Origin of the sequence: Solitalea agri, assembly GCF_023914155.1 — a bacterium.
In the GTDB taxonomy this organism is placed as follows: domain Bacteria; phylum Bacteroidota; class Bacteroidia; order Sphingobacteriales; family Sphingobacteriaceae; genus Solitalea; species Solitalea agri.
Window position 1 is genome coordinate 1 of the sequence record NZ_JAMWYS010000006.1, and the last position, 23,695, is coordinate 23,695.

18 protein-coding genes are annotated in these 23,695 nt (G+C 36.7%); 5 read left to right on the forward strand and 13 right to left on the reverse strand.

The features are described from left to right. Positions 1 to 76: 76 nt before the first annotated feature. Positions 77 to 457 carry a hypothetical protein gene (locus NF867_RS01365; protein WP_252585747.1) on the reverse strand — a complete coding sequence of 127 codons (381 nt, stop codon included), beginning with the start codon at positions 455 to 457 and terminating at the stop codon, positions 77 to 79. 209 nt (positions 458 to 666) lie between these two features. On the opposite strand from NF867_RS01365, the gene NF867_RS01370 reads away from it, so the two are divergent. Both NF867_RS01370 and NF867_RS01375 read left to right on the forward strand, forming a co-directional pair. Next, positions 667 to 2,004, forward strand: coding sequence for a cytochrome ubiquinol oxidase subunit I (locus NF867_RS01370; RefSeq protein WP_252585748.1), 1,338 nt, complete (start codon positions 667 to 669; stop codon positions 2,002 to 2,004). 3 nt (positions 2,005 to 2,007) lie between these two features. Further along, on the forward strand, positions 2,008 to 3,018 hold the full coding sequence (locus NF867_RS01375; protein ID WP_252585749.1) for a cytochrome d ubiquinol oxidase subunit II: 1,011 nt from the start codon (positions 2,008 to 2,010) through the stop codon (positions 3,016 to 3,018). Positions 3,019 to 3,065: 47 nt separating this feature from the next. Here NF867_RS01375 and NF867_RS01380 read toward each other — a convergent pair whose 3' ends face one another. The 4 genes from NF867_RS01380 to NF867_RS01395 form a co-directional block, all read right to left on the reverse strand. Further along, positions 3,066 to 3,551, reverse strand: a complete 486-nt coding sequence (locus NF867_RS01380) for a thermonuclease family protein (RefSeq protein ID WP_252585750.1) — start codon at positions 3,549 to 3,551, stop codon at positions 3,066 to 3,068. A 95-nt stretch (positions 3,552 to 3,646) separates the two neighbouring features. Then, positions 3,647 to 4,954 (reverse strand): TolC family protein, encoded by a 1,308-nt coding sequence (locus NF867_RS01385; RefSeq protein ID WP_252585751.1) that lies wholly within the window; start codon positions 4,952 to 4,954, stop codon positions 3,647 to 3,649. Between the two features lie 77 nt (positions 4,955 to 5,031). Further along, positions 5,032 to 6,618 carry a DHA2 family efflux MFS transporter permease subunit gene (locus NF867_RS01390; RefSeq protein WP_252585752.1) on the reverse strand — a complete coding sequence of 529 codons (1,587 nt, stop codon included), beginning with the start codon at positions 6,616 to 6,618 and terminating at the stop codon, positions 5,032 to 5,034. A gap of 1 nt (position 6,619) precedes the next feature. Further along, entirely contained in the window at positions 6,620 to 7,669 is a 1,050-nt protein-coding gene (locus NF867_RS01395) for an HlyD family secretion protein (RefSeq protein WP_252585753.1), read from the reverse strand. A gap of 132 nt (positions 7,670 to 7,801) precedes the next feature. Between NF867_RS01395 and NF867_RS01400 the strand changes: the two genes are divergently transcribed. Next, positions 7,802 to 8,302, forward strand: a complete 501-nt coding sequence (locus tag NF867_RS01400) for a MarR family winged helix-turn-helix transcriptional regulator (RefSeq protein ID WP_252585754.1) — start codon at positions 7,802 to 7,804, stop codon at positions 8,300 to 8,302. Positions 8,303 to 8,429: 127 nt separating this feature from the next. Here the strand turns inward: NF867_RS01400 and NF867_RS01405 are convergent, their stop codons facing one another. From NF867_RS01405 to NF867_RS01425, 5 genes are all read right to left on the reverse strand, one after another. After that, entirely contained in the window at positions 8,430 to 9,248 is an 819-nt protein-coding gene (locus tag NF867_RS01405) for a hypothetical protein (RefSeq protein ID WP_252585755.1), read from the reverse strand. Then, positions 9,248 to 10,429 carry a CHASE2 domain-containing protein gene (locus NF867_RS01410; RefSeq protein WP_252585756.1) on the reverse strand — a complete coding sequence of 394 codons (1,182 nt, stop codon included), beginning with the start codon at positions 10,427 to 10,429 and terminating at the stop codon, positions 9,248 to 9,250. The genes NF867_RS01405 and NF867_RS01410 overlap by 1 nt, the downstream gene beginning before the upstream one ends. Further along, positions 10,426 to 12,525: a caspase family protein gene (locus tag NF867_RS01415; RefSeq protein WP_252585757.1), complete on the reverse strand. Its 2,100-nt coding sequence runs from the start codon at positions 12,523 to 12,525 to the stop codon at positions 10,426 to 10,428. The genes NF867_RS01410 and NF867_RS01415 overlap by 4 nt, the downstream gene beginning before the upstream one ends. Positions 12,526 to 12,658: 133 nt before the next feature. Further along, positions 12,659 to 14,098, reverse strand: a complete 1,440-nt coding sequence (locus tag NF867_RS01420; RefSeq protein ID WP_252585758.1) for a C1 family peptidase — start codon at positions 14,096 to 14,098, stop codon at positions 12,659 to 12,661. A 264-nt stretch (positions 14,099 to 14,362) separates the two neighbouring features. Then, the gene (locus NF867_RS01425) at positions 14,363 to 14,827 is read right to left on the reverse strand and encodes an Lrp/AsnC family transcriptional regulator (protein ID WP_252585759.1); all 465 of its coding nucleotides are present in this window, start codon (positions 14,825 to 14,827) and stop codon (positions 14,363 to 14,365) included. A gap of 153 nt (positions 14,828 to 14,980) precedes the next feature. Here NF867_RS01425 and NF867_RS01430 point away from each other — a divergent pair, with 153 nt between their 5' ends. Further along, positions 14,981 to 16,138 carry a histidine decarboxylase gene (locus NF867_RS01430; protein WP_252585760.1) on the forward strand — a complete coding sequence of 386 codons (1,158 nt, stop codon included), beginning with the start codon at positions 14,981 to 14,983 and terminating at the stop codon, positions 16,136 to 16,138. A gap of 60 nt (positions 16,139 to 16,198) precedes the next feature. Here the strand turns inward: NF867_RS01430 and NF867_RS01435 are convergent, their stop codons facing one another. The 3 genes from NF867_RS01435 to argS all read right to left on the reverse strand — a co-directional run bounded on the left by NF867_RS01435 (position 16,199) and on the right by argS (position 21,896). Continuing rightward, positions 16,199 to 17,497 (reverse strand): hypothetical protein, encoded by a 1,299-nt coding sequence (locus NF867_RS01435; RefSeq protein ID WP_252585761.1) that lies wholly within the window; start codon positions 17,495 to 17,497, stop codon positions 16,199 to 16,201. After that, positions 17,472 to 19,976 (reverse strand): DUF2339 domain-containing protein, encoded by a 2,505-nt coding sequence (locus NF867_RS01440; RefSeq protein WP_252585762.1) that lies wholly within the window; start codon positions 19,974 to 19,976, stop codon positions 17,472 to 17,474. The genes NF867_RS01435 and NF867_RS01440 overlap by 26 nt, the downstream gene beginning before the upstream one ends. Positions 19,977 to 20,129: 153 nt before the next feature. After that, positions 20,130 to 21,896 carry an arginine--tRNA ligase gene (argS, locus tag NF867_RS01445; RefSeq protein WP_252585763.1) on the reverse strand — a complete coding sequence of 589 codons (1,767 nt, stop codon included), beginning with the start codon at positions 21,894 to 21,896 and terminating at the stop codon, positions 20,130 to 20,132. A gap of 284 nt (positions 21,897 to 22,180) precedes the next feature. On the opposite strand from argS, the gene NF867_RS01450 reads away from it, so the two are divergent. Continuing rightward, a complete protein-coding gene (locus NF867_RS01450; RefSeq protein WP_252585764.1) occupies positions 22,181 to 23,638 on the forward strand; it encodes an arginine deiminase family protein in 1,458 nt (485 codons plus the stop codon). The last annotated feature ends 57 nt before the right edge of the window (positions 23,639 to 23,695 follow it).

Sequence of the window (23,695 nt, forward strand, 5' to 3'; positions counted from 1 at the left end):
TCTCAATCAAAAAATATACAGTCAATTCTCGGCAACTAAAAAGGCTGCCCCTTTTGAGACAGCCTCTTCTTTATTATTAATTGTATTTCGTTAGGAAAGTGTTATACTCAGATTTTAGTTCATCGAAGATTTTTTGATAAGAACTTGTTCGACTTCTGAGTTCTTCAGGATCATCAACCGTTAATTGACTTACATCAGACCCATTTTCTTCGGCCTTGAGTTTAATAGCCTTATCTGCTTGTTTCAAATCGTGAAATAACTCATCAGAAACTTCACTATGCCTGATAAACTGGTTTTGAAAATGTTCAACAAAGGGCATAGCGTCGGCGTTTCTTTTTTTAACCACCTCGGTTAAGCTCGAGTTAAACTTTTTTAGTTCATCTCTAACCGTGTTTACCAGGTTTTTCCATTCTGCAATTTCTCCGTGTAAGTCGGATGCTTGAATTGTGCTGTTCATAAGCGTAATTTTTAATTAATGAACAAATAGAAGAGTATATCCGGTGGGATATAATTAGTATAAATTTTATAAAAAAATACCTTATTTCGAAATCATTTTCTTGAAAAAATGAACCTCTTTTAGTTATCTGAATAAGCTGATTTGGCAGCGGTTTTTCGAAGAAAAAAATAATTTTCAGCATTGCAACAGTTCTTTTAATAAATTTGGGTATGGATAATCTACTTGCCGCCCGTTCACAAATGGCCCTATCCCTGGGCTTTCATATCATATTTTCTTGTATAGGCATGGCAATGCCTTTTTTTATGGCCGTTTCTCACTATAAATGGCTAAAAACAGGTGATGAACAATTCAAAAACCTTACAAAAGCATGGAGTAAAGGGGTTGCAATATTTTTTGTTACCGGAGCTGTTTCAGGCACTATGCTATCATTTGAATTAGGTTTATTATGGCCAGCATTTATGAAACATGCCGGTCCTATTTTCGGAATGCCATTCTCTCTTGAAGGCACCGCCTTCTTTATTGAAGCAATTGCCCTAGGATTTTACCTTTATGGATGGAAAAAATTTAAACCGTGGTTCCATTGGTTTACAGGTGTAATGGTTGGTGTAACCGGACTTGCTTCTGGAATTTTGGTGGTTTCGGCAAATGCATGGATGAATAGTCCGGCTGGATTCGAATTTATAAATGGTGAGTATCTTAATATCGACCCAATTAAAGCCATGTTTAATGATGCCTGGTTTTCACAGGCGTTACACATGACCATAGCAGCCTTTGTATCTACAGGCTTTGCTGTAGCAGGCATACATGCTTTAATGATCTTAAAAGGCAGCAACACATTATTTCATTGGAAAGCCTTTAAAATTGCTATTTCATTCGGAGCTGTTTGCGCCATTTTACAGCCTTTGAGTGGTGATATTTCGGCAAAAGATGTAGCTCAACGCCAGCCTGCCAAGCTTGCTGCCATGGAAGCGCATTTCAAAACGGAAGAAAAAGCAGCTCTAATTATTGGCGGTATTCCAAATGAAAAAGAGAAAAAGGTTGATTATGCCATTAAAATCCCGGGGGCTTTGAGCTTTTTAGCCCATGGCGATTTTAATGCCGAAGTAAAAGGACTTGATCAAATTCCAGAAAAAGATCACCCCCCTGTAGCAATTACCCATTATGCTTTTCAGGTAATGGTGGGTTGTGGTGTAGTTTTAATGTTAGCTGGAATATTGTTTCTAATTGCCTTTTATAAAAAGAAGAATTGGCTTGAATCCACTTGGTTTTTCAGGCTTTTTGCCATTCTAACTCCTCTTGGGTATATCGCTTTAGAAGCAGGCTGGGTGGTTACTGAAGTCGGTCGTCAACCCTGGATCATTTATGGTGTGATGAGAACCTCCGAAGCCGTAACACCTATGCCTGGCATTCAATATTCATTTTATCTATACTCATTAGTTTATTTATCCTTAAGTGTAGCCGTTACGTTTTTATTATACCGACAAATTAAAAGCATTCCGCTTAAATACGATTCTAACAACATCCAGCAATCTTTTACTTTAAAATAACCAATGCTTTATATTGACATTGCCTTTTTAGGCCTTTCGATTCTACTCTACTTGTTATTTGGCGGTGCCGATTTTGGTGCTGGAATTATCGAATTATTCAGTTCGGCTGAGACTAAGAACAAAACCCGAAAATTAACTTACAAGGCCATTGGCCCTATTTGGGAAGCCAATCATATGTGGCTCATCATTACCATTGTAATATTATTTGTAGGTTTTCCGATAGCTTATACCACTATTACAGTCCATCTTCATATTCCTTTGCTGATAATGTTGTTTGGCATTATTGCACGTGGTACTGCCTTTGTTTTCAGACATTACGATGCGGTTAAAGATGATATGCAAAAAGTATATAATTTGATCTTTGTCTATTCAAGTTTTATCACTCCCCTATTTTTAGGAATTATAGCAGGATCTCTAATGAGTGGCAAAATCAACCCAACAGCGATAAGTTTCCATGAAGGATTTATAGCGCCATGGTTCAATTTGTTCTCAATAAGTGTCGGTTTATTTACCGTTTGTATCTGTGGTTTTTTAGCGGCTGTTTACCTAATAGGTGAGGCAAAATCAGCAGATGATGCTGCTATTTTTATTTCAAAAGCTAAATGGATGAATGTTGCTACTGTTTTATCAGGTGCATTGGTATTTATAATTTCAGAGGTTGAGCATATTGGAATTTTTAGAGGATTACTTACTAACCGAATCAGTTTGCTTGCTATTATTGCAGCGTCAGTTTCATTATTCTTTTTGTGGGATTATCTTCTAAAGGGAAAGAAAAACAGAGTGAGAATATTGGCTGGGTTTCAAATCACGATGATCTTATTTGCTGTAGGATATGAGTATTTTCCTGCTTTTGTTTTGTTAAAGAATAACTCATTTATATCACTGCTTGAAAATACGGCCCCTTTAAGTACATTAACAGCCTTAGGATGGGCGCTAATACTGGGCAGTTTGTTTATTCTCCCTGCATTATTCTATTTGTATTATAGTTTCCAGCATAGGGAGCAGGAATATTAACAGCTCACTACTAAATGTCAAATGCGGGCTTCGTAATGAAGACTGTATTATTCATATTTCCAAAGACCAAGGTTTTTAGTCCGTGCTTCGCGTTCGAGTTTTACAAAATACTTTGAGAACTTCACATTAGGAGGAAATGTTGCTGCTTTGGCATAACCAAGAGCAACCAGCTTTTCATTAATAAAAACTCCATTAGGCAAATAAGCGTAAGCTAATGTTCGCCCGTATCGGTCTTTCTTGCTAACGTCATATTCCAGTTTTATTTGTTTATCCTTCAACAACGCAATTAAAAAGGCCTTTGCTTGCTGACCATAAATTCCAACGTCTTTATGAGCCGATTTATGAATCTCGGGTGCATCAATGCCAATTAACCTGATCTTTTCAATCTTATTATTACCTATTGAAATATAAAAGGTATCTCCATCAATGACTTTCTGAACATGATAATATCTTATTTCCGGTTCGGTTTTGGGCGAATTAATCTCAATAACGCTGATAAAGAACAGCATTATGGTTGATAGAACTTTAATCATTAAGTTTTATTGGTTTAATTGAAGGCTATACAAGAAACCGGCGCTCTCATCACTGATTAGCGCCGGCAATAATACAACCTATCTACGTATTTTGCTTAATTATTGTTCCAAAACTGTACACCCATTAAGCGTTTTAAAGCTAACTGGGTGGTTGCTAGTTGATATTCGAATTGAATTTGATCGACCTTAGCCTTTAATAAATTACTTTGAGCATCCAACAATTCAATATTGGTTATTACACCATTTTTGAATCTTGAGTTAGCCAGATCAAGCGCCTTTTGAGCTTGCTCCACTTGCGTGGCCGAAAACGTCACTTTTTCGCTTTCGGTACTTTCATCAGCAATTGTTTGCTGAATATCTTTTTTAAGGTTAATGCTTACAGCATCGGTATTGTATTCAGATGCTTTATAGTTAACTTTTGAGATATTATGCTCATTGTCGTTACGCCCTCCCGTATAAATTGGAACAGATAAAACCGCCCCAACATTATAGTTGAACTTCATTTTGTAAATATCTCCAGGGAAATAGCCGTTTTTATAGCCTGTTCCTCCAACAAAACGCAAAGCCGGAGCCCAATTCTTTTCCGTTGTTTTCAGCTCACTTGCGGCTGCATCCTGACGAGATTTTGCAGCAGCTAAATCAGGATTGGTTGCTTGTGCTACAGCGAAAACTGAGTCGGCATTATGCTGGGTAAGTTGGTAATCGAAACTCTTAAACGGAATTGAACTACTATTGTAAGAAGTACCCGCCATGGTGTTCAACAAAATAACTTGCTTTTGAAGGGAATTCAGAAGTTCGGTTTTACGGTTGATGGCATCATTCAGCTTAACCTGTGTCGATACCAAATCAAACTCAATACCCACACCATTACGAATACGGCTGTCGATGATCTTCTTTGTACCATTTAGTACTTCAATTTGTGCGTCAATGGCATCAATACTTTTATTCAGAAAAATAATATTGTTGTAAACATTGGCCACACGATAAGCAAAACCAAACGAGGTGCTCTTGTATTGGCTTTCTACAACCTTTTTCTGACTTTTACTTTTATCAATATCAGCTTTGGTTTTCCCAAAATCATACACCAGCTGATTTACTTTAATACCAGCATCCCATTGGTCGAGTGGGTAAAAAGAGAATTGCTCCGGTCCAAAGTTAGCGTAAGAATCAGGGTACACGTGATGATAAGCAGCGTCACCAGTAACAGTTGGCAAATATTTACTTTTAGTAATTTCAGTTTGAAAATCGCTTACTTCCAACTGAACCTTTTGCTCTTTTAATGTTGGGTAATAATCGATCGCCTTGGCAACAATGCCATTTAATGACGCTGGTTCATTGGTTTGCGCCTGTAAAGAGGTAAATGCAAACAATGAAATTATACCGAGTACGTATTTTTTATTCATCTATCTTTCGATTTATTTTTTGATTGTAGTTGTAAATTGAAAATGTAGTTCAATTTACTACAAGCTATTTTTATTTACTAATGTGCTGCCTCTGCTGCTGCTTTTTGAGCTTGTTCAGCTTCTTTTTTGCTCATGGTTTTACGTTTTACCAAACCAATTAAAGGAAGGCAAATAATAAAGAAGATCCCAACCAAACGAAATGCATCCTGATAACTTAGTAATGCAGCCTGTTGATTAACAATGCCGTCGATCATGTGCAAGGCCTGATCTTTGGCGCGGGTCAAGTCAGCTCCTTTGCTCATAAAAAAGCTGGTTAATTGATTGATACGTTGTGATGAAATAAATCCACCATCTACGTTGCTTATCAAATCAACCCGGTGTGTGCCCATACGGTTGCCGATATATGTATTGGTGATAGCAATACCAAAAGCTCCACCCAACTGGCGCATCATATTGTTAATAGCAATTCCTTGCGGAATATCTTTTGGTGCTAAGCCCATAACTGCCTGGTTGGTCAACGGCACCGTTAACATAGCTGCTCCCACCCCACGGATGATCAAGGGATGAAAGAAATCCCAGCTACTTGCATCAGCATTAAAGCTGGCCATCCAAAAACAAAATCCTATGTAGCAGGCAAAGCCAACACCTACGAATAATTGTGGCGAAGTTCCTTTAACCATCATTTTACCAACGATAGGCAAAATGAAAAAGGCACTTAATGTCCCCGGAATTAAGGAGACACCTGTCATTGTTGGCGTATACCCCATTAGACGCTGCACCATCACCGGGTAAATAAATACCGCCGCAAACAATCCGTAACCGAAAATAAAGGTTAAAATAGTGGTAAAGGCCAAGGTTTTATTACCCATTACCCTGATGTTAACCACGGGTTCTTTTTGCCTAAGCTCCCAGATCACAAAACCTACCAGACCTACTATAGCAGCAATGGTTAAAGCGGTAATATAATTGGTATGGAACCAATCTTCCGATTCACCTTTTTCAAGAACAACCTGTAACGCTCCAATCCCTACAGCAAGCAACACGATACCAATCACATCAATATGCATGTTTTTGCGATCGATACTGTATTCTTCCGGTTTCTTGTCTACAAAAAGATAAACTAAAACCGCGGCTACAATACCTACCGGAACATTAATATCGAATATTAAGGGCCAGTTAAAATGATCAATGATCACACCTCCTAGAGTTGGGCCGAAAGCCGGTCCAACAATTACTCCCATACCAAATAAAGCGGAAGCAAACGGGCGTTCTTCAGTAGGAAATGAATCAAATAAAAGAGCTTGAGATGTAGATAGAAGCGCGCCACCGCCTACGCCTTGTATGAACCTGAAAATAACTAACTCAACCAAACCAGTTGACTGACCACAGGCATACGAAGCAATGGTGAATAATATAATGGAGCCGAGATAGTAATTTTTTCTGCCGAAATAACGGGCAAGAAAGCCTGTCATTGGAATAATGATTACGTTGGCAATAGCATATGATGTTACCACCCAGGCTATGTCTTCAATTGACGCACCTAAACTGCCGCTCATTTGCGACAAGGCAACGTTTACAATTGAAGTATCAATAAGCTCCATGATTGCTGCAACAATAACCGTTATTACAACAATCCATTTTTTAAAGCCTGTTGGAGTAGCCATATTACTTAACCTCTACAGAAACGTCCAAACTTAAGCCCGATTTTAAATACTCGCGGTATTTATCAGGTTCGTTCAACTGGATTTTTACAGGAACACGCTGGGTAACTTTAACGAAGTTACCAGTGGCATTATCAGGTGGCAATAAAGAGAATTTAGCGCCCGTGGCTTCAGAAATTGAAACAACTTTACCTAAAATGCTTAAATCAGGATAACTGTCGATAGTGATTTTAGCGGATTGACCAACTTTGATCTTCTCAATCTGAGTTTCCTTAAAGTTAGCTACCACCCAAAATTCATTATTATCAATGATGGTCATTAATGGCTGACCGGCTTGAATATATTGTCCGTTCTCAATGTTCTTTTTACCGATTTTACCACTTGCTGTTGCAACAATAGTCGTATAAGAAAGCTTCAATTTTTCTTCATCTATTTTAGCTTTCTTGAAATCAACATTTGCCTGGGCTTTAGCTACAGCAGCCTGCATCATTGGAATTCTAGAAGCTGAAATGGCTACATCTTCCTGTGAGGCTACTATTTGTTTTTGGGTAACATCATAATTGGTTTTCGAATCATCAACTTGTTTAGAAGTGATGGCCTGATCTTTAAACAGGTTTTGATCCCGTTTATAATCAGCTGAAGCCTTATTAGCTTTAATTTGATTTAAAGACAAATTGGTTTTGCTCAGGTTTGCGGTCAGTTCCGTATTCTTTAACGAAGCCTTTGCACTTTCAAGATCAGCCAATGCCGTTTGATATTCAGCTTCCATTTGTTTCAGGGTTATCTGTAACTCATCGTCATCAACGGTAACAATGGTATCCCCTACTTTTACTTGTTGATAATCCTGAACATTTACAGTTTTTACATAACCTCCCACACGCGATAAAATTGGCGTCATGTGACCCTCTACTTGTGCATTATCAGTGCTTTCGTGGGCTAAAAAGAAGATAACGCGCTTATAGCCATAAATACAAGCAGCGATAATCACTATACCAATTATCACGCGGCTAATAATTTTCTTACTTGGATTTGATGTAGAATTCTCAGTGCTCATAAGTTTTAAAATATTTTACAAAGGTAAACCACGTTGACTATATTGTCAACCTTATTGACTATTTTTGTAAAATAAATTTACATATTGCACTCTGAATGTTATTGTAGCTGCAATCAGAAACGTGAGTATTTTATGAAAGAACTATTAAAAGGTCAACTTGAGCAATTAAAGGATTTAAGAAAGAAAAGTCTTAGCCGAACAGTTCATAACCTCAGAATGCATTTAAGCAGTAGACTTACTAAACGTATTCACGAAATGGGTTATCCTTCGTGCTCGTTTCAGCATACAGCCATTTTTGCCAACATCGATATTGAGGGAACCAATATTGTAACATTAGCCGACAGAGCTAATATTTCTAAACAAGCGATGAGTAAGCTGGTTAAAGACATTGAAGAAATGGGTTATGTAGAGACGATTAAAGATCCAAAAGATTCAAGGGCACTTCTGGTTATTTTAACTGATTTGGGAGCTGAATTAATAATTAACGTGCAATCTTGCATTAAAGAAATCAAGGATGAGGTGGAAAGCGTTATCAGTAAGGATAAACTCGATACCTTCATGTCCATTGCTACCGAAATCAACGAATATTTTGATCAGGATAACAGATCAGAAAAAGGATATAAAGTTCAATAAAAACGAATGGATCTGATTTCAGATCCATTCGTTTTTATTGTTCTATTTTATTTCAACTTCCATTTCGTCAAGCATCCCTACTCCCCAATAAATATTCGCAGAAGTGTTAGTGCCCTAAACTAACCTTTTAATTTCGACACAAAACCTCAAATAGATTTGGATTTACCGTACCATAATTTGCTGCCAGATGAGCATATAGTTCTTTCTTTACCGCATTGTTATTGTTAGGATAAAGCTGTTGTAAATTATTGCGAAGCACTCCTAATTCAGAAACAATTTCAGCTTTATCCACTACCACAGGAGTAAACTTGGCCACTACTTTTGACTTAGGGCTTCCGCTTGTAACTTCCTGAAAACAAAGCATGGTGCTAACGTAACTATCAGAATTTAAAACGGCCCCACTTTCATTAATAAAAATCCCCTTATTAAATGCAATAGCATTGCCTTGTGCCGGTAATTTCTTCAAAACAGTTTTGCCATTGATAGAATATTGAATAAAGAAAAAATTCCCTCCTTTTACTGAATATTGATCATTGATAGGAATCCATTCGTTTTCGACTATTAAGAAATGATCGTCAGTATCGGTTTTAAAATAAGTCTCTGGATTCACAGTTGGCTCAGCTAAAGAGCGTGTACTTAAATGGTAGGTTCCGGTTGCAGGAACAAGGCTTGATTGCAAAACAGCAAACAACTCTCCTTTGTTACCTGCCTTTACCGATTGTGCATTTATATCAAATCTGCCTTTTGACGGACTTATACAAGACAACTTTGCAGTTTTATCACCAAACACAAGCTTATCTTGTGGATCTAATGCATCTCCAATTTTAACTGCTTTTTTGGTGCGATCTAAAACAATGGTTCCTTTTACGAAAGTGACATAATATTTTTCAACAGGCTTTGCAACCATTGAAATCAATAATAAAATAGTAAGTAGTTTTCCCATCATTATTTAAAGTTAAAATAAGTTTCACGTATAGCCAGCGCCCATTCCTTGAACTGGTCTTTAGTCCATTCCACTTGATTAAGCCTTATAGTATATCGAAGAATGGTTATATATATTGTTAATATCAAAACCTGAAGGTGAATATTAAATATTAAGTAAGATACTATCGATAATACACACAGAAAAGTGGCACATCCTAAAAAAGGCCCTAGCCAATTTATTTTTTTAACCTTTTCAGCATCTTTTTCCGGAAAAAGCATGAGTCGCGAAAAAATTGTATACCCTATCACTAAGAATACAACCCACCAGTACGTTATAATATGCCAGCCTGATTTTAAAGTAAGGTATACGTTCAATAAAATTAGTGTACCGGGAGTTGATCCATAAATTGTACTATGGACATCACTATTAAAATCACCAAGTAATACAATTCGATTCTTTAAAAAATCGTTTACAATTACCTCCTCGGGCAGCATAAGAAGCTCTGAAAGATTAACCACGGGATATTCCGCTTGCTCAAAAAGCTCATGGCTACGTATCTGGTAATCAATAATCGTTGAGTTCAAGTTTAAGTTTCCATTATCGAAATACAGCCCATGCAGCCCCGTGAATTTCCTCCCTGTAGTTTTCTCATAGAGGTAAACAGGAACAGTAGAAAGCGTGTCATCCTGAAAAAGCTTGAATTTTAGAAATCCTCCGCTCGCCATCCTATAATCAGCAATGGCACAAGGAACATTCAAGTCCAGTTTTTCAAGCTCCCCTTCATCGTTATGGTGCGTTGGAAAAACCACATTCCTAATCCCGGAAATATTATGTTGAAGCAACCTATCGTTTTCTGATTTCCCCTTTAAAAACACATCACACACAGTAAATTTAACCGACTTCTGATTCCGCTTAAGAATCTCGAAGAACTGCGCAAGCTTTGCTCTGTCGGTAATTACCTCCTTCCCTAAGCCATCTTCTCTTTGAATTAATGCTTTTTCATAAGCTAAGTTGATAAATAAATAATCCTCTTTAGGTGGATCCTCGTCAATTTTAAAAACCACCCGTTTAAAAATTGATGCCCACTTAACCAATAACTGTTCATCGCCATAGCTAAAATCAGAGTTTAGCCAAAAGGCAGTTAGTACCAGCAAAACAATGGCATGTCCGAAACTGATGAACCATTTTTTCCAATTTTTCATTTCTTCGTAAAAATAAAATCTCCACCCACATGCCCGGCTGCCTCTAAAGTGCCATAACGAGGTTCTGTTTTCGTTTCAGACATCACCGCTTCAATAATTTGAGTGATGAACATTTTCTGTGCGGTAAGGTATTTATCTTTATTATCCGACAAGGCTTTTACCAGATATTTCATAAATACAGATTCATCAGGAACTTCCGTATCGTTACCTGATGTAATGGCCACGCGACTGATCTTTTGACCTAGTTCCTTTACTGCTGCAGGTGCATCAGCACCAATGCTTCGTGTCTTGAATACTGAGCCTGAAAAACACGCATCAGTAATCAACAATGTATGGCGGCTAGGAAGTACGGAAATCATAGTTAAAACCTCTTTGTTCGGCAGCCAAGTATTTACATCATTTCGCATGGCATCTGTCAATAACCAGTATCCTTTCTTCTCTTTATCCACCCAAATACCATGGCCGGCATAGAAAATGATCAAGTTGTCTTCTGGTTGAATGATCTCAGATAACATCAAAAACTGTTTCTTGAAATTAGATCGCTCCGGGTTAAACAGCGTAATAATGTTTTCTTCAGTAAAATTATAACTGTTTTTGAGGATCAATTTTAATTTAACAGCATCCGAAATGGGGTTTTCAAGAGATGGAATTGAACTGTCATCATAATTTTGACTTGCAATTAAAACAGCGAAATTTCTTCCTATCTTTTCTTGCACTGGTATGATATCATTAACTGCAATAGGATTTATTGGATTTACTGATTTTTCAAAATCAAAGATAAATTGGGCCGTATTGCCGGCCATATCAGTTGCCGCAATCATTATTTTGGATGAACCATCTTTTAAAGCAACGTTTCCCCAAAAACTTCCAGCTTCTTGTGAATACACAGCTTGCCCGTTAATGGACACCGCTTTTAAACCAGACGGATCTATAGCGGTACCTTTTACCATGATATCACTTCCAGAAACAGTTACCTTTAACCCTCTACTTACAGAAGGCTCCGTCACTGTAATTACTGGAGGAGTTTTATCAGCCTTTCGATCCTGCACCATCCTTCCCTCTAATTTTGCAATTCCATTTAAAGCTGGTTCATAATCGGGATTATACGTTAAAGCCGCATCATAGTCCTTTCGCGCCTGAATCAAATCACCTATGGCAAGATATGCTTCTGCCCTTTTAGTATAGTGCTTATATTTTCCTACAGGCTCTATCCTATGATATAAAAACATTTTACCTTGTATTGCCTTGCTGAAACGATCAATTGCTCCCAAATAATCCTTTTTATTAAGTGCGATTAATCCATAAACATATTGAAAATCATCCTCTCCAAGTAGAATACTTCTTTTCGCATTGTCAATAGCGGCCAGCGCTTTCTCATTTTCTCCCATATAGGCAAAAACAGTTGGTAATAAACTATTAGCAACCGTTTTTGAAGTCATAAAACCACCGTTCACTTGTACATCTTCAATCCTTTTAAGTGCTTTTTCATAGTCTTTATTCAACAGATTGAGATATACAAAACTTAAAAACTCGCCGTAATCAGCATTTTTTATACTTGCAGCCTTTTCATGAAGCTTAATGAGCGCTTCTTTATTGTCAAGGGCAAAGGCCGTTTCAGCAGCTGAAGTATAAATAGGTAGAAAAAGATTACGCTCTGATAGTCCGATCCTATCACCCAGCGCTTCCATAAACTGAAGAGTTGAAGCTAGCCCAACCTCCGGATCTCCTTTTTTAAAGTTGTTATCTATCTTTTGATAATAATACAAATTCAATGACTGACGGGCCGTTAATTGGTTCCCCTTTAGGTTTTCTGTTTGATCTTTAATGACAATATCAAAAACAGAATTTGCTCCTTTTATATCACCTATTTCAAATTTCTTATTCCCTAATTCGGATAAATAAAGCGTATTTCCATTATTAGCATATGCTTTTCTATAAAACTTTTCAGCTTCTGTATAATCTCCATTCTTCCATAATTTTTGAGCTTCCCTATAGTTTTTATAATCCCCATTAGAAGCCCCTAAACCACCATACAGCTGTGAATAGACAAACGAAACAGGCAATAATAGTAATAGAGTAAAAAATATTTTCTTCATACATTTTGTAGTTTACTTCTTCATAAAAATAAAATCTCCAGCCATGTGTTCGGCTAACTCAAGCGTACCGTAACGAGTATAAATGATAAGGGTAGTCCATTTTTCATGCCCAGAGTTTAATTTTTCAGGATTATTATTTATGTTCCAACTCTACCATCATGGCTACCACTTGCTTGCCTTTACTGAACCCTTTAAATGCTAGCTTATCTTTAGAAAATTGAATATTCTTAGGGTCTACCAATTTATCTCCGATCACTTTAAATATTCTTTCACTAAAAGACCCTTGTTGAATGCTTATCTTTTGAATCAAATCGTTAATGTTCAATTCCTCCCTACTATACAAAACACATAAGAAATCCGTTCCTGGTCGATTGTCAAATTCTATAAAATGATCTTCATCCGGTATAGCTACATCATTTCTTTTGTCAGTTAAAGCTGCACTAATATTGTCTTCATAGGGAAATATTTTCGTTATTTCATTACTTAGATCGGTACTGAAAGCGTATACAAAGGCTGGCTCATTGTTGGATATGTAAATTCTGAACCGGGTGCCAGAGGTATAAGGTTCAGCGATTCGATAAAGGGTTAAAGGTCCGGCAGCTGGTTTTGCAGGTACAACAGTTAAGCCGCGGCTAGAAACATAAAGGTTCGCAGGCATTTCCTGCCCTGAAGCCAACACAAATTTCAATGCTCCGGAAAGGTCCGCTACTTCCGGCTTTGGTTGTGGTAGGTCTACCAATTCGAAAGCGTATTTGGTGTATTTGGCAAAGTCCTGATACCTGATCCATACATAACCTTCGTTGGCCCAGGTTTTACCCCAGCTGTTTTGAACTTCTACTGCTCCTCCAAACTTTTCATCATCATAGCCTACTATGCACATGGCATGGCCGCCATATTTAGTCCAATCGGCTTCTTCTCTAGGATTCCACACTTCGCCACAATAGTTAAACGAAGTAGGACAAAGCATTCCAATTATTACGGGTTTCTTTTCTGAGATCGATTTTTTTACACCTTGAATTTTTTGTTGATCGGTAGCATTTACATCAAATAATGTTAAATAGTCGTTTATTCTTGATTGAAACGCAGTTGTTAATTGGCTTTCGGTAACGGAAGGGATGCAACTTGCTGAAATCTCATTATAGGGTAGCGCACCTTTTTCTTTCAATAGCAATAGTGCCGTATTTAGATAGGCTCCTCCTTTACATAGATTATCATCAGGTTTTAACAGTCGGAATAAAAAAGCAGGTGAAAAAGCATGACGAGTAATTTCTTCCTTTTGCGTCCAATTGTTTTTTATGGCTTCTACAATTGTTTTAGCACAATAAGCTGATGCCCAAGCAGCACACGTTCCGTAATTACCCTGATTACCCGGATTGGGCGCATACGACTTAAGAGAGGCTGAATTAGGAACCACCTCAAGTCCACGTGTTAATTTGGCTTTACGGGGAGTTTTAGCATAAGAATCGTCATCAAAATCCAATCCTGTTGGAAATTTGTCCTGAGAAAAAGCATTTAAATGACTGAGAGAGGTAATTAATAGAAAGCAAATACAACGCAATAAGATGCCGGGCATATTTTTTTGTGGATAAATATATCCGAACTAGATTGAGAAAACAATACCTATAATTAGGTAATTTTATCAACAGTGAATATTCAAGAAACATCTTTCGTAAAAGTATAAATAATTAAAAATTAATTACTTACAATTAGATCAGATAATCTAGGTATCACCTATGAAATCAAACCCATTTTACCAACGGTGAAATACAAACCAAAGCATTTTGCTACTGTAAATTTAAACCTGCAAAGGATAAAGAGGTTATTGCACAATTGAAGTTTAAATAATTTCCATCGCTGTTTCGTTCTTAATTTCTTTTAAAACAAAACTACTTTGCAAGTTTGCAATATTTGGAATTTGCGACAATTTGTTTACCACAAATGCATGATAATCATTTACATCTTTTACTGCGATCTTCAATAAATAATCATGGTTACCCGCTAAACACAATACTTCTAATACCTCTTTAAAGGTTTTTATGGTTTGTTCAAAACTCACCAGCGTTTCCATTGATTGCTGCTTTAAAGTAACCGTACATAATACTAACAAGTGTTTACCTATTTTTTCCCGGTTAACTATAGCTACATATTTCTCTATAAAACCGTCTCGCTTTAACCTGCTAATTCGCTCATATGTAGGTGAAACACTTAAACCTATGGCCGACGAAACGTCTTTTACGCCTAGCGAAGAATCCTTTTGAAGTAGATTTAAAATGCGAATGTCAATTGAATCAAGCTTTTCCATAATCTTTTTTCCTGTTAAGGCCCCAAAACACCTCAAAGTTCAATAATATTTTCTAATAAAATTAGCCAAACAGAAATATTTACTGATTATATAAATTTCATAGGAGCATTTTTTATATCACTGTATTTTTGCAGAAGATTAACCTAAATGATTATGAATAACTTACACCCATCAGATCGCACCCGCTTGCATGATTACATGCAAAAAGCCGTTGAGCGAGGAAAGCATTTTATAGGCTATCCTATTGCCCGCGACTTTGATTACTCTGAATTATATCCTCTACTTGAACTTCCATTGAACAACGTTGGCGATCCTCAGGTGGAATCAACATATGATTTAAATTCCCGTTCATTAGAGCAAGAAGTTCTTGAATTCTTTGCAGAGTTGTTTAATGCACCTTCGAACAATTGGTGGGGCTATGTTACTAATGGAGGCTCAGAAGGAAATCTGTATGGCTTGTACGTTGCTCGTGAGCTTTATCCAAATGGAATTGTTTATTATTCTGAATCAACCCACTATAGCGTTCAAAAAAATATTCAGCTGCTGAACTTAAGAAGCATTGTTATTCGCACGCAGGAAAATGGTGAAATGGACTATGAGGACTTACGTCAGATGTTGCAAATGCACCGTGATCAGCCGGTTATTATGTTAGCCAATATTGGAACCACTATGACCGAAGCGAAGGATGATTTAGGGCAAATTCAAAAAATATTAAGAGACCTCGCCATAAAGAACTATTACATCCATTGTGATGCAGCATTGTCAGGTACTTATAGTGCTTTATTAAAATTAAATCCGGGGTTTGATTTTACCTACGGTGCAGATAGTATTGCCATCAGTGGTCATAAATTTATTGGTTCTCCTATTCCTTGCGGATTAGTGTTGGTGAAAAAGAATTATAAAGAACGTATCGGTCGCACTATTCCTTATATCGGAACTGTTGACACTACAATTACTGGAAGTCGTAACGGACACAGCCCCATTTTTATGTGGTATGCCATTAAAAAAATGGGTAAAAATGGACTTACCCAACGCGCCTTGGCAAGCTTAGCAATGGCCAATTATACGGTCGATAAATTAAACTCTATTGGTGTTGAAGCCTGGAGAAATCCGGATGCACTAACAGTGGTATTTCCGCAGCCTTCTTATAAACTTCGTCAGAAGTGGCAAATAGCGACAGAGAATGGCAAAAGTCACATCATTTGTATGCCTGGTGTAACGCAAGAGCAAATTGATGAGTTTGTAAGTGAACTAGAGGCTGAAATTGCCGAAAGTAAAGCAAACGCAAATCGTTTGCAACCAGCTATTTAATCTTCATTTTTCATATATCGATTTTGGATCGGCTTTGAGTATTCTCTTAGCCGATTTTTTTTATTTATCCTTCATCTCCCTGATCATTTTAAAAGAAATCAAGACCAAGATTCCTACTAATAGAATCAAACCGGTCCAAATCCAGTTTTTACTGGTAAAGAAAACAGATTCCTTTGTTTCAGCTGCTTTTTCAATCGGCTTAATTTCATCTACCTTTAATGCAGGCAGATTACCGTTGATTTTATCAGTAAAATAGCTGAGATCATATTGAGGCGCTGAATTAATAGTGGGATTGCCGAAATTCAAGTTATAATTTTTATCCTTTTCCAGGTAAGCAGTTAAATAATATCGCTGTTGAAAGGCTTCTATCTGTTTAAAAGCTAAAGGCTGATTATCTTCATTTTCAATAACTAAGTACACTGAGCTTTCTTTAACAGGTTTATCTAAAGTAACTTCTTGTATTGCACCAGAAACTAAAGAAAATGAGCTTACAGGTAGGTATTCAATTGTTGATTGCTTTTTATGTCGATGAACTTTATCATTTTTCAAAGCCAAAATAGCTTCTCTTTTAAAAAATTTAGGTGCAGCAACATCAAATAACAACTTCCTTATAAGAAAAGGTTCTTTAAAAGTTAGTCGTAGAACTGTTTGATGGCTGTTGGAACTCTTTACTTTAGTTATTACCGGAGATGGAACCTGGTCGTAATCCGAATTATTGATTATCGAAGTATTAAATCTTCCAATATTTTTAATAAACAATGGAGCACTTAATGAATCATTAATCTCCAATTTATAAAACTGGTAATTAGTGGTTGGAACCGCGATCGTGTAAATCAGTTCCGTTCCTGATTTAGTAAAAGATGCTTCCTGCGGATCAAGGCTGATCGAATTATTTACGCTATACCATTGTGTTTTATCATTACTGCCACTTATTGATGCGACTTTCAGTACTGAAGTATTGTTTACCACAATGCTGAATTCATCCAGCTTAGCGGCATTTTCATTCGCAAATATTACTGATGTAAACTGCTTTGGAGTTTCTGTTTTTTGAATACTATTAAACGGCGTTAGTTTAGTTTCGTCGTATGCAAGTGGTTTAGTACGCAAAACATAGGAAACTTCCTTCTCCCCTTCTGTTAATCGTATGTCGAAAAGATCAGGGCTTTTTGCTTTCGCAATGATTTCGGGCGAAAGCAAAATCTCGTAAAATCCATTTTTATCGACAGGTTTTAAAGAACCTTTCCACTCAAAAGATTGTGCAATTGATACCGTTGAACACAGCACGCAAAAAAGAAATAGTAAATAGCTCCTTCTCCACAAAAAAAACTGGCCATTAGGATTCAATTTGAACCTCCCCATTTTCATCATTATTATTTTCCTGGGATTCATCTGACAAAAGGATCCTTTTTAATCGCTGATACATAAAAGATATTACAAGTAGTAATGCTCCCAATGAAAGGAATGCAGCAATTTTACCACCTTCAGATAATCCTCGTAAATCAAAAGCAAAAAGCTTAATCAAAGTAACCGCGAATACCGACAGTGAGATAATACGTACATTTTTGGATTTCCAATGCATTCCTAAATAGATAAGGATAAATGCAAAAACTCCCCACAAAATTGCATAGCCTGTTTTATGTGTTACTTCCGTTAAGATATCGGCATAGGTTTCAGGATTTCCGTATACAGCGGCAACAACATGATCAAGTTCCGAACTTAAAATGAAGATCATACAAATAGCGGCAGACCACTGAAAAATACGCAACAACTTTTCATTTGAAAGTATCTTAACAAGTCTGTAAACCTGAAACAAAGTAACAAAGAACAAAGCCACCAGCCCAAAATGCAATAAGACATCGAACGTTGAAAATCCATTGCTCATGTTTTGCAAACGAAGTGTAATAAGCTGATCATTATAAAAAGCAGGGTAAGCAATTAGGTTAATTAATCCTATTATACCTAAAATTTGTGTTGCAAACAGAGAAAACTTCTCTTTTGCTCTTACAGCAAAGTACAAAAGAATAGCAATGAACACATAGTTATAGCAACCAACTATTATGAACAACTCATCGTTAAAGTAATAAGCAGCCTGGTAGTTGATCTCCAATCGGAATAATATATAGATCAGTAAAACTGAAATTACCGACAATACAGCTTTGTAAGATTCAATCTTAATACCATTTACTAAATGACTTTCAGGTTCATCATTTTTTAACAACTTAAGCGTTGTATAAACTGAAACAATTGCAGCCACACCGGTTATGAAACCATTGTTACTAAACGGCCTTAAAAACTTAAGGGAAGTTAGGTAGATTGAGTCAGTATTGTAGATAGTGAACCAATCCATTCCTAAGCTGACGAACATCAGCATCATTACAATTACGGATGCAATTCTTATATACACAATGCCCGATTTTTGAGATAACCAGAGTAATAAAACTGCCTCTGCTGCCCAGAATAGAGTAATGTAGTTGCCATGTAATTGTATTGGTGCAACTAAACTGCAGAAAGTTAACACCAAGCCGATCAACAGGTAGATCAAATTCTTATCAACCCGCTCATTTTTATATAATACATAAGCAAATACTAAATTAAATACGGCTAATAATGCAGTAAAAAGACCTTGGTAGGCATCTGCTTTCATGCTGTTAAGTACCAGCATTCCGGCCGAAAAATAAAAGAAGGTATTACTTAATAAAATACTTATTTCAGCTGCATTAAACCTTGTTTTCTCTTTTATATTGTTGATAATGTTCATCAAAAAGAAAACAAAATAGAATAAGGTTGCAAATAGTAGAGCGCCGGCATAAGGGACATTTTTAGCATCACTTTCAACCCTAATTACTTTAGTTGAAAGCCAAACCCCAAACATTATTACGGTAAATACATAGCAGATAATGTTTAATATATTCCACTTTTTAAAGTAAGCCAACACCAGCATACCGATGTTTAAAATTAGGATATAAGAGAACAGTACGATGTAATTACCCTCACCGGTGCTAATCATTAATGGCGAAGTAAAACCACCCAAAATAGCCAGAATGGCAAGCTCTTTTCGATCATAACTTATTGACAACAACACAGCAAAACCGGTTATCAATACCATGATAATAAATGCAATTGTTTGGCTGAAAAGCTGATATTGCTGAAAGGCTATGGTAATAGTAAAATAAAGTATGGCAATACCACCACCAACTAAAACCGAACTGAACGCGGCAAATGATTTACGCATTCTGTGCGCAATTGTTATTAGTGCACCACCCGTCACAATACCAATAAATGTTCTGCCTATTTCATTGATCCAGTTTTTGTCGATAGCGTATTTAAGGAAAAAGCCCATCCCCAATACCAATATGGCAATCCCAATTTTATTAAAGAGGTTTTCACCGATGTATTTTTCAAGATCCGGATTCCGTTCAAGGAATGATTTTTTCTGTGAAGGGTCTTCGTAATGACTGTTAACGAAAGAAGCTGATAAATCATCCGCTGAAAGTGATGATGATTCAGGTTTGTAACCTGTACCAATGGAATCAGATAAGGTTAAGAGTGCACTTTCTTCTGGGAAGAATAATCGCTCAGCATAGATCTCATCTTTTTCAGGTGAGGGCTCAACTTCCGGCTTAACTGTTGGACTAACCACATCCGGTTTTATATCTTTTGCAGAGTCACTTAACTGTTCTCCTTTAGATTCAACTTTAATAGTTTGACTATTAATTAGCTCTGAAAGTTGATCTATTTTATAGCTTAAGTGAGATGTTTTTTGATTTAAATCGTTCTTTTGCTGTATTACCACAACCAAAATAACCAGCAGAAGGATAAAAATTAATGCTTCAATCATAAGTAGAAAAATTACAGCCAAAATTCATTTTACGCAGCAATATATATTATTGTTTCAGGCTACTAACATAATGATTAAGATTAGTACTTAAAACAAAAAACACCGATCCATCTTAACGACGAATCGGTGTTGCAAGAATATCTCAATTGAAAACTACATTCTTTCAGGAACTTCTATTCCTAACAATGAGGTTCCTCGATTTAATACATCCGCTGTTAACGATGATAAGGCCAAACGGAATTTCTTCAGCTGTTCATCTTCATTTTTCAATATCGGATTATCGTGATAAAATTTATTGTAGCCTTTAGCCAACTCGTATAAGTAATTAGCTACCGATGCCGGGTTATAATTTTCGGCAGCGTCAGCAATAATAGTCGGGAACTTATCTAGTTGTTGAATCAGTTCACGCTCATCTTTATTGATGGTTTCAGGAACTATTCCGGCAAAATCGGCCTGTTCACTTTTACGAATTACTGATTTAATACGAGCATAGGTATATTGAATAAACGGTCCGGTGTGCCCCTGAAAATCAATTGACTCATTTGGGTCGAACATCAGGCGTTTTTTAGGGTCAACTTTTAGCAAGTGATACTTTAAGGCACCTAAGCCAATTTTACGGAACAATTCTACTTTTTCTTCTTCTGTAAAATCATCCACTTTACCCAAATCTTCAGTATGCTGACGAGCGGTATCGATCATTTCATCAAGCAAATCGTCGGCATCAACAACTGTTCCCTCGCGCGATTTCATTTTGCCGCTTGGTAAATCAACCATTCCGTAGGATAAATGATAAAGTCCTTTTGCCCAGCTTTTTCCCAATTTCTCCAGAATCAGGAATAAAACTTTAAAATGATAATCCTGCTCATTACCAACCACATAAACCGACTTATCCATTTGAAAATCATCGTGCTTTAACTCTGCAGTTCCTAAATCCTGGGTCATATAAACCGAGGTTCCATCTGAACGTAAAACCAGTTTCTCGTCCAAGCCATCAGCTGTAAGATCGATCCAAACAGAGCTATCCGGTTTACGGAAAAACACTCCCTTAGCAAGACCTTCTTCGATAATATCTTTTCCTAGCAAATAGGTATTCGACTCGTAGTAATATTTATCGAAATTAACACCCAGGTTAGTGTAGGTAACATTAAAACCTGCATAAACCCAGCTGTTCATCATTTTCCAAAGCTCGATAACCTCCCTATCTCCTTCTTCCCATTTCTGAAGCATTTGCTGCGATTCAATGATTAGAGGAGCTTGTTTTTTAGCTTCTTCTTCAGCTAAACCCTGAGCTTTTAATTCATCAATCTGTTTCTTGTATTCTTTGTCGAAAATCACATAATACTTTCCAACCAAATGATCGCCTTTTAACCCGCTAGATTCAGGAGTTTCGCCATTACCAAACTTTTGCCAAGCCAGCATTGATTTACAGATATGAATACCTCTATCGTTCACCAGATTCGTTTTGATCACTTCATAGCCTGCTGCCCCAATAATTTGTGCTACCGAATATCCCAAAAGGTTATTACGAACGTGACCAAGATGTAAAGGTTTATTGGTATTGGGTGATGAATACTCAACCATTACTTTTTTTCCATTAGGGGCACTAAATCCAAAGTTTGAAGTTGAGGCATTAGTTTTATATCGATTGATCCAATAAGAATCATCGATAACAATATTTAAAAAGCCTTTTATTACATTGAAATCGGCTATCTCGGTAACATTTTGTTTTAAGAATTCACCAATTTCCTGAGCGGTAACATCAGGAGATTTTTTCGAAAAACGAGTAAAAGGAAAAACAACAACAGTTACATCGCCTTCAAATTCTTTACGTGTTTCTTGTAGAGTGATGTCAGAAGAAGTTAAGGTTTGATTGTAGAGTGTTTGAACAGCTTCTAACGTTTTTTGAATAATAAATTCCATGGGCCAAAAATATTAAATCCCCTGAACTTTTGACGATGTGATTTTCAATAAAGCCCTTTTCTGAAAATCGCTCACTCCTTTTAGGGTAAAAACTCAAACTTTAAACTAAAAAAACATTTTTTTTACAAATGCTTTCTTTCAGTGAAAACAGAGTTTAAATCATTTAAACTCAGAAAACAGACCAAATACTCTCTTTAAAACAAGTTAAAAATGCCCCTTACAGACCCACAGGGGCTTTTTTATGTTCTTTTTTGCTATAGATTTGTAGTTCAAACTAAACTTTTATGACGTTTAATAATGTAGAAAACAAAATAAATGTAACCTCCGAAATTGGCACACTCCGCCGTTTGTTGATTCACAGTCCTGATAGCGGATTGGGAAAAGTTGTACCTTCAAAAGCACAAGATTGGTTATTCGAAGACATTGTTCACCTGGATACCATCCGTAGAAAAGAGTACGATTATTACGTTAAAATTTTGTTGTATTTCCTTGATCCAGGGAAAATCAAAGGAAAACTTGCCCAAATTGATGCAGAGTCATCAAACCGTGGCTTTTTTAAACCCGACAGTCCTGATTTTCACAACTCTGATAAAGTAATTGAATTGCAGGTTCTGTTGAAAGATATTCTTAAAAACAAAGACATAAAGCTTAAAATTGTTGCTTCGGTATGTGCTATAGAAAATTGCACTTACGAGTTACAAAGTGAACTCATTGCCTTACCGGAAGCCCAATTGGCAAAAACCCTTATTTGTGGTTCAATTGACGAAGAACGAATGATCTTCGCCCCTATCCCGAACTTTATCTTTACCCGCGATATTGGAATTACTATCAATAATTTCATCTTATTGAATAAAGCGGCTAAGCAGGCTCGTGCCCGTGAATCAGTTTTATCAAAATATATCTTCTTTAATCATGAGGTTTTTGCTGACTACCGCAACAACATTATTGAGATTCCTGAACATGTTCACCATTTCTTATTACCTGATGAAGAAAATCAGGATAGAAAGATAACACTAGAAGGCGGCGATGTGATGGTGGTTAGTAAAGATCACTTAGTTATTGGCTGCAGCGAGCGTACTACTTTATATGCTTGTAACCAGGTTGTTAAAACCTTGTTTAAAAAAGAAGTAGTTAAAAAGGTAACCGTGGTTAAGATCCCTAAGAAACGTGACTTTATGCACATAGACACGGTTTTCACTCAAGTGAAGCGAAACGTTTGGGTGTTGCTTGGATCATTGGGCAGAAAATCGGATGCTATAAACGTTCGGGTTACGGAGATCATTGAAGAGATGAAAGACATCCGTAAGGAAGACAAAACGCAGATCATTCAGTTTAAAATTGAAAATCCACTGGAGCCTACTTATTTCGAATACCTGGAAGACTTGTTAGATGATATTAGTCGCAATGATTTGGGAAGTACAGAAGAGACCAAGTTTATCTATTCAGGTAATAATAAATTTCCATATGATGCACGCGAACAGTGGACAGATTCATGTAACTTAGTGTGTATCAAAGAAGGAGTTGTTCTAGGCTACGACCGAAATGATAAAACTGTAGAGGCATTTAAAGAAAATGGATTTTCGGCAATTCATGCGCATGACTTAGTGCAGCAATTAGAAAGTGGTGAGATCAATACTGAAACCATCGCAAATACCATTATTTTAATGCCTTCTGCTGAGCTTTCTCGTGCACGCGGAGGTTTTCATTGCATGAGCATGCCGATCTTAAGAGATAACGTATAATAACCACTAAATTGAGAATGATGCCCTAGTATGAAAGTCATCATTCTCAGTTTCGAT